This is a genomic window from Saccharothrix syringae, assembly GCF_009498035.1.
GTDB lineage: Bacteria > Actinomycetota > Actinomycetes > Mycobacteriales > Pseudonocardiaceae > Actinosynnema > Actinosynnema syringae.
Genome location: NZ_CP034550.1, coordinates 9,184,532 through 9,197,143 on the forward strand (window position 1 = coordinate 9,184,532; position 12,612 = coordinate 9,197,143).

Genomic DNA, 12,612 nt, shown 5'->3' on the forward strand with positions numbered 1-12,612 from the left:
CAGGTCACGCGCCCAGGTGCTTCAGGGCGGACAGCACGGAGTCAGCGGTGGGGTTGTCGATCTCGCCGGCCAGCCGGCCGTCGGCGAGCAGCACCACGCGGTCGGCGTAGGACGCGGCGACCGGGTCGTGCGTCACCATGATCACGGTCTGGCCGAGCTTGCGGACCGACATGCGCAGGAAGTCCAGCACCTCCGCGCCGGAGCGCGAGTCGAGGTTGCCGGTCGGTTCGTCGGCGAACACCACGTCGGGGCGGGCGACCAGGGCGCGGGCGCAGGCCACGCGCTGCTGCTGGCCGCCGGACAGCTCGCTGGGCTTGTGCCGGAGCCGGTCGCGCAGGCCCAGCACGTCGACGATGGTGTCGAACCACTCGCGGTCGGGCTTGCGGCCCGCCAGCTCCAGGCCGAGCAGGATGTTCTGCTCCGCGGAGAGCGTGGGCAGCAGGTTGAACGCCTGGAAGATGAACCCGACCCGGTCGCGGCGCAGCCTGGTCAGCTCCTTGTCGCCCAGCGAGGTGATCTCGGTGCCGCCGATCTGGACCGTGCCGCCGTCGACGCCGTCCAGCCCGGCCAGGCAGTGCATGAGCGTGGACTTGCCGGAGCCGGACGGGCCCATGATGGCGGTGAACCGGCCCGCCTGGAACGCGACGCTGACCCCGTCCAGCGCCCGGACGGCCGTGTCGCCGCTGCCGTACACCTTGACCAGGTTCGCGGCCGCGGCGGCGGTGCCGGTCCCGATGTCGGACACCAGTGCGGACATGCTCCCTCATTCCCTAGACCTGCCTGAACGGGAACGAACCTACGAGCGCCGCGCCTCACCGATCGTCACCTCACCGACCGAACCCCCCATCCACCGCCGGTATGACCCGCCTCCCCCTCCAGTCTGACCCCGCGCGAGTCATGCCCCCAGCCCCCGCGTGTCATGCACTCAAGCCCGGCGTGTCATGCACTCAAGCCCGGCGTGTCATGCACTCAGCACCCTCGAACTCGACATTTGACGCCGCTGCCGGGCCGCGAATGCAGAACTCATCGGGTCTGAGTGCATGACACGCGGGTGCTGAAGGCATGACACGCCGGGGCTGGAGGCATGACACGCGCGGAGGTGGGGTTATTCGGGGAGGTCGAGGAGACCTCGGTCGAAGGCGTTGGCGACGGCCTCGGCTCGGCGGCTCGCGCCCAGCTTGGACATGATCCGGCTCAGGTGGACGCTGACGGTCTTCTCCGAGATGTAGAGCTCCTCGCCGACCTGCCGGTTGGTGCGCCCCCGCGCCACCAGCTCCAGCACCGACCGCTCCCGCGGCGTGAACGGGTCCACCCGGTCGCGCGGCGCGGTGTCCCGCAACGCCACCCGCGCCCGCCGCGCCACCAGGTCCAGCGCCTCCCGCAACGGCTCCGCGCCCAGCCGGTCGGCCACCGCCGCGGCCGGCCGGAGCTGCGCCACCGCCTCCTCGCGCCGGTCGACGGCCAGCAGCGCCTCGGCCGCCCGCCACCGGCACACGGCCTGCTCGAACACCGCCCCGTAGCCGAACCCGTCGACCGCCGCCAGCCACGCACCCGGGTCCCCCGGCCCGGTCAGCCGCGACTCCTCCGCCGCCGCGCGCGCCAGCCACGCCAGGCCCTCCGGCCCCAGCCGGCCCGTGCGCGGCGTGCCCAGCTCGGCCGTGGTCCGCGCGTACGCCAGCAGCTCGCGGCCCGCCGCCACCGCCGCGTCCTCGGCCGGCCGGTCCCGCCGCCTGCGCGCCCGCGCGGCCAGGTCGGCGTACCCGGCGATGCCCAGCGCCGCGAGCCGGATGCCCGCCAGGGACCACTCGCGCTCCCGGCCGGACCACTCGATGGCGTCCGCGACCCGCTCCACGGCCACCTCCGGCTGCCCGCGCCACAGCGCCAGCTCGGCCCCGGTGCCGCCGGTGATCAGCGCGATCTGGAGGTCCCGGTGCCAGTCCGAGCGCAGCTCCCGGATCATCCGCTCGGCCTGCTCGAACTCGCCCCGGCTGACCGTCACGTGCGTGCCCGCCGCCGCGAGCCGCGCGGACACCGTGCTGGACACGCGCAGGCCGGGCGGTTCGGCGGCGGCCGCCGCACCGTCCCACCCGCCGGTGTAGTAGCCGGTCAACACGTGCAGGACGCGCAGCTCCAGGCCGTAGGAGCTCCAGGTCAGCCCGGTCTCCCTGGCCCGCGCCACGCCCTCGTCGAACACCCGCGCGGCCTCGGCCAGCTCGCCCAGGTCGTAGTGGTGCAGGCCGAGGAAGTACCGGGCGCGCAGCTCGGTGCCCGCCGCGTCGGCCTCCATCGCGCACGCCACCGCCGCGGTCAGGTGCTCCCGCGCCCGCGCCACCTCGCCCTCGGGCTCCTCCAGCAGGCCCAGCGTGGTCAGCGCGTCCGCCACCGCCGACTCCGCGCCGGACGCGCGGCCGTCCGCCACGGCCAGCTCGGCCCGCTCCCGCGCCTCGGCGTACTCGCGGTCCTGCCGCAGCGCCGCCGCCCACACCGCCAGCACCCACGCCCGCGCGTACGACGCCGGCCGTTCCCGCACCAGCCGCCACGCCTGCCGCACCGCGTCGTACATCTCGTCGTCGTTGCCGTCGAGCACCTGCAACGCCTGCGCGAAGCGCCGCCACACCTCGGCCGCGCCCTCGGGGTCCGACTCGTCGACGATCCGGGTGGCGGTCCGGGCGAACGCGATGGCCCGCTCCGGCTGCCCGGCCGTCCCGGCGGCCCAGGACGCCCGCCGCACCAGCACCAGCTCGGTCACGTCCGCAGGCCGCGCGTCCCCGGGCACCGCCGGCCACAGCTTGAGCGCCTGCTCCAGGTGCCGCAGCGCCTCGGCGGGCGCACCGGCCGCCTGCGCCTCCCGCGCCGCCTCCACCGACGCCCGCAGCGCCCGCGGCAGGTCGTGCGACTCCAGGCTGTGGTGGGCCAGCGCGGCGAACGTGCCCCGCCCGCCCGCGGACGCCAGCCGGTCGGCGTACGCGGCGTGCAGCCGCACCCGCTCGCCGGGCAGCAGGTCGCCGTGGACGGCCTCGCGCAGCAGCGCGTGCCGGAACGTGTAGACCTCGTCCCGCTGGACCAGCAGCACGTGGTGCTGCACCGCCTCGCGCAGCGCGCCGTCCAGCGCCACGTCGTCCAGCCCGGCCACGTCCCGCAGCAGGTCGTGCCGCACCGACCGGCCGCCGACCGACGCGACCCGCACCACGTGCTGCGCGTCCGCGCCCAGCCGCTCGATCCGGGCCAGCAGCACCTCGGCCAGCGTCCACGGCACCCGGCCGTCGCCGCAGGTGGCGACCGCGATCAGCTCCTCGGCGAAGAACGGGTTGCCGTCCGAGCGCTCGGCGACCTCCAGCACCACGTCGTCGGGCAGGTCGTCGGCCAGCGCCGCGACGAACGACCGCGAGTCGATCGCGCTCAGCGGGGTCAGGTCGAGCCGCTGCACGGCGGGCAGCCGCACCAGCTCGTTGAGCAGGGGCCGCAGCGGGTGGTTGCGGTGCAGGTCGTCCGACCGGTAGGTGGCGACCACCAGCAGCCGCTGCGCGCGCAGCCGGGACAGCAGGAACTGCAGCAGGTAGCGGGTGGAGGTGTCGGCCCAGTGCAGGTCCTCCAGGACCAGCAGCACCGGCCGCTGCTCGGCCAGCTCGCCGAGCAGCCCGTGCACCGCGTCGAACAGCCGGAGCTGGCCCACGTCCTGCTCGGGGCGGCGCCCGATCAGCACCGAGGGCAGGCCCGAGACGGCGCGGCCGCCGTCGGGTCCGACCGGCAGCGCCAGCTCCGGCAGCAGCAGCCCCAGGGCGGGCCGGGCGGCCACGTCCAGCAGGCCGGCCTCCCGCACCTGGCCCAGCGCCTCGGTGAAGGGCAGGTACGGCAGGCCGGTCTCGCCCACGTCCAGGCACCGCCCGGTGAGCACGAGCGCGTCACCCGCGACCGCGGCCAGCTCGTCCACCAGGCGGGTCTTGCCGACCCCGGCGTCGCCCGCGACCAGGACCGCGCCGGCCTGGCCGCGGGCGGCCTCGTCGAGGGCGACGCGCAGCCTGGTCAGCTCCCGGCCACGCGCCACCAGGGGGATTCCGGAACCGAGGCGTGCCACACCTGGCATGTTGTCACACCTCAGGCGGCCTCACGGCGACCATTTCGCGGCTCGGGCACCTCCGGGTGCCGGCGCCACCACGGGCGCTTCGACCGCGCGGGCCGCCGGGAGACGCGGTCGCGGGCGGCCTCCTCGCGCAGCGCGGCCTGCCGGTAGTCGATCTCCGCCTTCAGGGCCTCGGGCGTCCACTCCATGACTTCCTCCTCGTTTCGGTACCGAGGAGGTTCGCCCTGAGGCGCACGGCGGGACATCGGTGGTTCACGTGGTCCGGGAGGTGGATCCCCTTACCCGCCGGCGTAAGGGACCGCAGCCGGCGGGTAAGGGGTGCCTGAGGGCGCCGACGAGGGTCAGCAGGCGCCCAGGTCGCGCCACACGCCCCACTCGCCCGTGGTGCCGGGCTCCTCGCCCTGCGTCCACCACTTGGCCTGCCAGCGCTTGCCGCGGTGGGAGACCTCGTTGCCGCCGCCGTATGCCTTGGCGCGGTCCCAGGCGGGCGCGGTGCAGTTCGGCTGCTGGCTGGTGGTCGTGGTGGTCGTGGTGGTCGTGGTACCGGTGGGGTCGGGGCCGCCGGTGCCGCCGCGCGGGTGGTCGGAGGCGATGGCGTAGGACTTGCCGCCGAAGGTGAGCTTGAAGTTCGACGGCGAGGCGATGGGCAGCTGGTAGCTCAGCGCGACGTCCACCGAGGCGCCCGGCGCCAGCGGCTGCCACGTGGGCAGGGTCAGCTCGACGTGCTGGAAGTCGCCCCTCAGGCCGCCGACGTTGGAGCCGGAGTGGCCCTTGGCGGTGACCCGCAGCCCGAACCCGGACTGGTCGGCCATGCCGCCCGGCGCGCTGGTGCCGTAGTCGAACTCGATCCTCGTGCCGCCCGGCAGGGTGGTGGTCGAGTTGTTGGTGAGCTTCAGCTTGGGCGTGATCGGGTAGTTGTTGTCGCCGAGCGCGAACCCGGAGACGGTGGCGGAGACGTCGAGCACGTCGGACGGCGTGGGCCCGGCGGCCTTGCGGCTGCCGTACGGCGCGGCGCCGCGCAGGCCGTCGTTGATCTTGGTGAGCAGCGTGTCGCCGACGGTGTACTGGCCCCTGGCGGCGTCGAAGCGGTAGTCGCCGGCCAGCTCCCAGATCATCACGCCGCCGATGCCCTTGTCCGCCACGTACTTCGCCTTCGCGGCGATGGACTGCTCGTCCTCAGTGGACAGGAACACCTTCTTGTCGGCGTTCCACAGCCACGGCGCGGTGAGCGTGCTGTCGTAGAACCGCTTGTAGGTGCCGGTGAGCCGGTCGGTCGGGTCGTTGACCGGGTCGAGGCCGTGCTTCGCCAGGTAGTCCGGCGTGATGCCGTTCTCCAGGTTCTTGGCGTGCCACAGGGGGTTCACGCCGCTGGGCACCTCCGCGCCGCCGGCGGTGGAGTCGTGCCACAGGTTGTCGATGCCGACCGCGCCGTTGCCGCACGGGGTGGTGCTGCCGACGCTGGAGCCGGTGCCGGCCGGGCACCTGGTCTGGTCGGGCAGCGCGGCCCGGCCCCACAACCCGTTGGTGCCACCGGTGACGCCCTGCCAGCCGCGGCTGTAGAACGGGACGCCGATGTTGATCCGCCCGGCCTGCATGGCGCCGCGGTAGTAGTGGTAGGCCCAGTCGGTGTTCAGGTAGCCCATGCCCTCGTACTGCGGCGCGGTGTAGACGCCGCCCGCGGCCAGCTCGCCGTCCTTGCCGTCGTCGTACAGGGCGGCGTTGGGGCCGACGAAGTGGTTCCACGAGCCGTGCAGGTCGTAGGACATGATGTTGACGTAGTCCAGGTACCGGGTGACCTGGTACGCCTCCTGGCCGCGCAGCAGCCAGCCCGACGCGGGCACGGCGGCGGTGAGCAGGTAGTGCCTGCCGTCCTCGGCCGAGGCGCGGTCCAGCTTCTCGCGCAGCGCCTTCATGATCTTCTCGTAGCCGGCCCACAGCGTGCCGCGGTTGGCGTTGGAGATCCAGAAGTCGTCCGGGTTGCCGGCGTGGTTGTTCGAGGTGGCGTACTCGTAGTCGATGTCGACGCCGTTGAAGCCGTAGGCGCGGATGAACCGCACGGCCGAGTCGGCGAACGCGTCGACGGTCGCCTGGGGCTGCGCGCCGAGCTTGTAGAAGCCGCCGCTGGCGTTGCGCGTGCCGTCGGGGTTGAAGAAGCCGCCGGTCTCGGCCCAGCCGCCCACGGAGATCAGCGTCTTGACGTTCGGGTGCTGCTTCTTGTGCTTGGTCAGGAGGTTGAAGTGACCCTTGTACGGCAGGGACGGGTCGAGGTCGACGCCCGGCCAGGTCATGCCGGTGGCCGGGTTGTCCGGGCCGTCGGCGCCGACGGACACGCGGTACTGCGCGTCCAGGTGGGCGAAGGCGTAGTTCAGGTGCGTGACCTTGGTCCACGGGATGTCGGGCACCAGGTAGGCGGGGGCGCCGTTGCCACCGGTCCGCCAGCTCGTGAAGTAGCCGATGACGCGGCGGGAGTGGTCGGGACCCAGCGACTCCCGGCCCTCGGTGTCGTAGACCGAGCAGTAGGGGACGGCGACGCCGGGGGTCTGGTAGAGGCCGTCGGGGCGGCACTCCTCCCCCGCGGCGGCGTTGGACGTGGACGGGGCGACGACCGCCACCGCGAGACCGACCGCCGTGGCGATCGTCGCGAGCAGCGGCAGGAACCTTCTTCGGGACACCACCGGGTACCTCCTGCACCAGGCGGCGGCCTCGACGCAGCCACCGAAACGTAAATAGGTCTAGACCTTGGTGTCAATAGGTCCAGACCACTCAACCGATCACGTGGGTGGGCGGGTGCCGCGTCCGGGGGTGAGGTCGGCAGAGGGGCAAGGGCGGGGCGGGGTCCGGCGGCTCAGACCGCGGTGGCCGCCCGCGCCCGCGCCAACCGCGCCCGCACCTGATCGGCCTCCGGCGCGTTCAACTCGGTGAACAGCGCCAGCGCCCGCTGCCAGTGCGCCACCGCACCCGGCAACCCCTGCCGCTCGAACACGATCGCCAACCGGTCGTGCGCGACCGCCAGGTGGTACGGGCTGGCCGCCGCCGAGGCGACCGACAGCGCGGTGCGCGCCGAGGTCACCGCCTCCGCGTGCTCCCCCGACTCCAGCAGCACCATGGCCAGGTCCGCGTGGCACGTCGACTCACCGCACTGCTCGCCCACCTCGCGGTACATCCCGACCGCCGCCCGCAGCCACGTCCCCGCCTCGCCGTACCGCCGCGTGGCCAGGTGCAGCAGCCCGAGGTTGTGGTGCGCGTTCGCCTCGGCCCACCGCGACCCGGCCAGCCTGCTGGCCTCCAGCGCCTCCCGGTAGGACGCCTCCGACTCGTCGACCCGCCCCAGCCCCTGCAGCATGTCCGCGACCGTGGTCAGCGCCCGTGCCTGCGCGTTCACGTCCCCGGACGCGCGCGCCACCTCCAGCGCCTCGCGGTGCCGCACCAGCGACTCGTCCACCCGCCCGACCTGCGCCAGCGCGATCCCGGAGTTGAACAGCATCACGAACCGCGCCTCGGGGTCGCCCAGCTCCGCCGCCGCCTTCAGCGCGGTCTCGGTCATGCGCAGCCACGTCGACCGGTCGGCGCGCAGCCAGAAGAACCGCGACAGCGCGTACGGCAACTGCCAGGCGTGCACCAGCCACGCCCGCTCACCGCCCTCGGCGGCCAGCTCGGCGGCGGCGATGATGTTGCCCTGCTCGGCCTCCAGCCACGCGATCGCCTCGGCCGAACCGGTCAGCTTCGGCACCTCGGCGGGCTTGTGCTCGGGCGCCACCCGCACGCTGTTGCCCCGCGCCACGGGCAGCTGCCCGTCCGCCAGGTCCGCGCAGTGCAGGTAGTAGTCGAGCATCAGGCTGGTGGCCGACCCGCGCTCGTCCGGCGCCAGCTCGGCGGCCAGCGTCCGGGTGTAGACGCGCACCAGGTCGTGCGCGCCGTAGCGGCCGGTCTCGTTGAGCGAGAGCAGGTTGGCCGCGGTCAGCGCGTCCAGCGCGCGCTGCGCCTCCGACACGCGCACCCGCGCCATGGCGGCGACCACGAACGCGGTGACGTCCGGCCCGGGGTGCAGGCCCAGCAGCGCCAGCAGCCGCGCGGGCAGCGGTGACAGGGCCCGCCGCGAGGCGTCCAGCGCCGCTCGCACCGTGGAGTCCTCGTCCTCCAGGCCGAGCGCGGCGAGCCTGCCGTGCTCGTCGTCCAGCTCGGCGACCAGCTCCGCCACCTTCAGCGTCGGCGACACCGCCAGCCGGGCGGCGGCGATCCGCAGCGCCAGCGGCAGCCCGTCGCACAGCACGGCCAGCCGGCGCAGCGCGGCCGACTCCGTGCCGTCCCGGCCGGCCACCCGGCCCACCACGGCCACCGCCGCGTCCAGGTCCAGCATGTCCAGCTCGACCAGCCGCGCCTCGGCGTGCGCCACCAGGCCGACCAGCCGCCGCCGGGACGTGACCACCACGCACGACGGCGGGCCGGGCAGCAGCGGCAGCAGCTCGGTGGAGCCGCGCGCGTTGTCCAGCATCACGATCATCCGCCGGTCCGCGATGAGCGTGCGGAACAGCGCCGACCGCTCCTCCACGGTGACCGGGATGTCCGGCGACGGCACGCCCAGCGTGCGCAGGAACCGGTTGAGCACCTCACCCGCGCCCAGCGGCTCCTGGTTGGGGTCGTAGCCGTGCAGGTCGACGTAGAGCTGGCCGTCCGGGAAGTCCTCGCGCACCCGGTTCGCCCAGTGCAGCGCCAGCGCCGTCTTGCCCACGCCCGCGGGACCGGTGACCACGAGCACCAGCCCGCCGTCGGGGTGGTCCGCCAGCAGGCCGTCGAGCCGCTCCAGCTCCCCGTCGCGCCCGATGAGGGTGACCGAGGCGCGCGGGAGCTGCGCGGGCGTGATGGGCGAGGGCGGCACCGGTTCCGCGCCGGCGGGCAGCGCCATCGGCCGGGTCGGCGGCTCCGGCTCGGGGTTGTCCCCGGCCAGCACGGCCTGGTGCAGCTTGCGCAGCTCCGGGCCGGGCTCCACGCCCAGCTCCTCCACCAGCACGGCGCGCGCCTCGCGGTAGGCGGCCAGCGCCTCGGCCTGCCGCCCGGCCTGGCACAGCGCCCGCATCAGCAGGCCGTGCCCGCGCTCGCGCAGCGGGTGCTCACCGACCAGCGAGGTCAGCGACGGCACCAGCTCCGCGCCGCGCCCGATCAGCAGCATCAGCTCGGCCCGGTCCTCCAGCACGGCCAGCCGCCGCTCGACCAGCCGGCCGCGCTCGACCTCGGCGAACAGGCCGACCACGCCGCCCAGCGGCTCACCGCGCCACAGCTCCAGCGCCCCGTCCAGCTCCGCGGCGGCCGAGACCGGGTCGCCCGAGGCGCGCAGCCGGGCCGCCGCCGCGACGCGGCGCTCGAAGTCCTCCAGGTCGACCGCGTTGCGCTCGACCCGCAGCAGGTAGCCGTCGCCGACGGAGGTCAGCAGCTCGGCCGGGGCGCGGCGGGCGCGGCTGGGCTCCAGCGCGCGGCGCAGGCCGGCCACGTAGGTCTGCACGAGGTTGACCGCGCTGCTGGGCGGGTGGTCGCCCCACACCGCCTCGATGATCTGGTCCCGGCTCACCGGGGTGTTGCGGGCCAGCAGCAGCACCGCCAGGACGGCGCGCTGCTTGGCGGCGCCGAGGTCGACCTCCTCGCCACCGCGCACCGCCCGGAGCAGGCCCAGCACCTCGAACCGCAGGTGCTCCCCGCCGTGCTTGTCCACCGACCGATCCCCCGCCGAAGGTCCCTCGCTCACGACCAAGCCTAGGAGATCACTTCAGTCCGGCTCCAGTCGTCCTGTAGCCGCATTCTTACGCTAAGCGTGTCCGACCAACCACACAGGGCGAACCCCGGTGGGGGAGGTTGGACCGGACAGCGGATCACCCGCTGCTCCCCCAGAACGACGAGGGCAGGCCGGCGTGCAAGGGGCATCCAGCCCGCGGCGGCGGAACGCCGGCCCGCCCTCGTCCCTGAACCACCGGAGTCGGGCCACCCGGTAGGGGGTGGTCCTCCTCCCTTGCCCTCCCCCCAGTGAACGGGCCGCGGTCGGGATCCGAACCCCCGACCGCGGCCCATTCGCGCTGCTCAGGCGGGTTGTTCACGGGCGTTGCGCGGCCTGTCGGCCAAGGCGTCGCCAGGCATGTTGCCGGGGCATTGCCGGGCATGTTGCCGGGGCGATGCCGGGCATGTTGCCCGAGGCGTTGCCAGACACGCGGCCCAAGCGCGTCACCCCGAGGCGTCGCCAGGCGGGTCGCTCAGGCGACCTCTTCCAGCTCCGGCTCCGGCAGCCGCCCCTGCCGCGCCGCGGCCTTGCGCCGGCGCAGCACCACCACCGCGCCGACCACGACGGCGAGCCCGAGCAGGACCCACATCACGCCGTTGAACACGGACTCGATGTACTTCGCCGAGGCCCCGGCCGCCGAACCGATGCCGATGTGCAGCGCCGACCAGCTCACCGCGCCCGCGATCGAGGCGGGCAGGAACCGGCGGTACTCCAGCTTGGAGGCACCGGCGCTGGCGGGCACCAGGGTCCGCACCACCGGCATGAACCGGGCGACCAGCACCGCCCACGCGCCGCGGCGGCGCAGCAGCTCGCCGGCCCGGTCCCAGTGCTCCTGGCCGAGCTTGCGGACCACCTTGCTGTCGCGCAGCCGGTCGCCGTACCGGCGGCCGAGGAAGTAGCCGACGCTGTCGCCGACCGCGGCGCAGACCGACACCACCAGCCACATGACCAGGAACCTCGGCACCGAGGTCACCGTGGTGGAGGCCAGCAGCAGGGCGCTCTCGCCCGGTGCGATGAAGCCCACGCCGAGCGTGCACTCCGCCAGCGTCAGCGCGCCCGTCACCGCCAGCACGGCGGGTTGGGGCAGACCGGCCAGCCCCTCCAGGGCGTCGGTCAGCAAGGCCATGGTTCGTCCCCCGGGATTTCGTCGTGGTCGCGCGCCGCCCGACGGCGGCCGTCGCGCAGGGTAGGGCTGCCGGGTTGCGGCGGTTCGAACGGCCCGGGTCCAGCACGCACTCGTCGTGTGTCACCCGTTCCGGGGAGATCTCACCGAACCGGGTGAGGCGAGCGCATCGGACCACGGTCGGACGACGAACCAGACTTCGGTCGTACCGGGGGTGGCCGAGAGTCAGGGGTGGCCGAGGGGCAGGGGCGGGCGCGGTGCGGGGGCGCACCCTCGGGCACGCCCCCGCACCGGGCCTTTCGGCGCACTGCGCCTTTCAGCCCAGCATTACTTCTTCCAGCCGAGCATTACGCCCTTCAGCCGAACATCACACCTTTCAGTCCAGCACTACACCCTTCAGCCCGGCATTACGTCCTTCAGCCCAGGTCGAACGCGCCGTCCTTCACCGTCGCGACGAAGCGCGCCCACTGCGCGGCCCCGAAGTCCAGCTCGCCGCCGCTTCGGTCCTTCGAATCGCGCACGCCCGCGCCCGAGGCGCCGAGCGCGATTTCCACGCACTCCGGCCCGCCCGCGGACGACCGGCTGCTCTTCCGCCACTCTCGCTGCATGGCAGTTCACTCCTGGTTCAGGTGAGCTCGCGCGCCACCTGCTCGATCAGGTCGGCCGACATCACCGGGTCGAGTGATTCAGCGCAGAGCCGCGCGAACGTGTTGGAATACCTGGCGACGTCGGAAGGCTGTTCCAAATAGACGTCGCTTCGTGAGCTTTCGATGTATACCACGTCCGGGTCCAGTTTCTCCGGAAAGGTCAGTATGACGAAGGGGCCGTCCATCGCGGCGTGGCTGCCCGCGGTGAAAGGGGCCACCTGGAGGGTGACGTTGGGGAGTTCACCGATGGCGTTCAGCCGGTGCGCCTGCTCCGCCATCACCTCGCGGCCGCCGACCAGTCGGCGCAGCGCGGCCTCGTCCACGACGACGTGCAGGCGCAGCGGGTCGTCCTCGGTGAGCAGGGCCTGGCGGGCCTTGCGCAGCTTGACCCGGCGGTCGACCTCGGCCGGTGAGGCGCCGGGCAGGACGTCGCGGATCAGCGCCCTGGTGTACGCCTCGGACTGGAGCAGGCCGGGCACCATCAGCCCCTGGTAGGTGCGCACCGACTCGGCGTCGGCCTCGAAGCCGACGTAGCGGCCGGGCGCGATGTCGCCGAACTCGTCCCACCACGCCTTGCGGCGGGCCTCGCGGGCCAGCTGCACCAGCTCGTCGCACGTGTCGGGGTCGGCGCCGTAGGCCATCAGCATGTCGCGGACGTCACGCGGCGTGACGCCGACCCGGCCGGTCTCGATGCGGCTGATCTTGGACGCGGAGCACTCCAGGCGCTCGCCCACCTCCTCGATGGTCAGCTCGGCCGCCTCGCGCAGTCGGCGCAGCTCGCCGACCAGCCGGCGCCTGCGCAGCGTCGGACTGCTGCCCCGTGGCATCGGCACCTCCTCCTGCTCCTGGGGTGATCGGTTCCCAGTTTGTGGCGGTGCGCAGATGGAGCAAAGGCAGGTCATCCGTTCGTGTACTGCAACTTGCAGATGGCTGTGGGCCGGACGGAGGCTGCTGGGGCACACGCCCCGCACCGCTGGAACCCCACGACAGCCGGGAA

Annotated in this window: 8 protein-coding genes; all 8 read right to left on the minus strand. The window is 73.8% G+C overall.

Annotated elements, in window-relative coordinates; translation table 11 throughout:
- Positions 1–4 precede the first annotated feature (4 nt).
- The 8 genes from EKG83_RS38355 to EKG83_RS38390 all read right to left on the minus strand — a co-directional run bounded on the left by EKG83_RS38355 (position 5) and on the right by EKG83_RS38390 (position 12,442).
- Positions 5–757 carry an ABC transporter ATP-binding protein gene (locus tag EKG83_RS38355; RefSeq protein ID WP_033430637.1) on the minus strand — a complete coding sequence of 251 codons (753 nt, stop codon included), beginning with the start codon at positions 755–757 and terminating at the stop codon, positions 5–7.
- A 348-nt stretch (positions 758–1,105) separates the two neighbouring features.
- On the minus strand, positions 1,106–4,084 hold the full coding sequence (locus tag EKG83_RS38360) for a helix-turn-helix transcriptional regulator (RefSeq protein ID WP_033430638.1): 2,979 nt from the start codon (positions 4,082–4,084) through the stop codon (positions 1,106–1,108).
- A gap of 11 nt (positions 4,085–4,095) precedes the next feature.
- Positions 4,096–4,269, minus strand: coding sequence for a hypothetical protein (locus tag EKG83_RS38365; RefSeq protein ID WP_153278709.1), 174 nt, complete (start codon positions 4,267–4,269; stop codon positions 4,096–4,098).
- A gap of 153 nt (positions 4,270–4,422) precedes the next feature.
- Positions 4,423–6,753, minus strand: a complete 2,331-nt coding sequence (locus tag EKG83_RS38370) for a chitinase C-terminal domain-containing protein (RefSeq protein ID WP_051765572.1) — start codon at positions 6,751–6,753, stop codon at positions 4,423–4,425.
- A gap of 173 nt (positions 6,754–6,926) precedes the next feature.
- Positions 6,927–9,785 (minus strand): AfsR/SARP family transcriptional regulator, encoded by a 2,859-nt coding sequence (locus EKG83_RS38375; RefSeq protein ID WP_033430640.1) that lies wholly within the window; start codon positions 9,783–9,785, stop codon positions 6,927–6,929.
- A 532-nt stretch (positions 9,786–10,317) separates the two neighbouring features.
- Positions 10,318–10,971, minus strand: coding sequence for a DedA family protein (locus EKG83_RS38380; RefSeq protein ID WP_033430641.1), 654 nt, complete (start codon positions 10,969–10,971; stop codon positions 10,318–10,320).
- 413 nt (positions 10,972–11,384) lie between these two features.
- Positions 11,385–11,576 carry a DUF397 domain-containing protein gene (locus tag EKG83_RS38385; protein WP_033430642.1) on the minus strand — a complete coding sequence of 64 codons (192 nt, stop codon included), beginning with the start codon at positions 11,574–11,576 and terminating at the stop codon, positions 11,385–11,387.
- Between the two features lie 17 nt (positions 11,577–11,593).
- On the minus strand, positions 11,594–12,442 hold the full coding sequence (locus EKG83_RS38390) for a helix-turn-helix domain-containing protein (protein ID WP_033430643.1): 849 nt from the start codon (positions 12,440–12,442) through the stop codon (positions 11,594–11,596).
- Between the last annotated feature and the right edge of the window lie 170 nt (positions 12,443–12,612).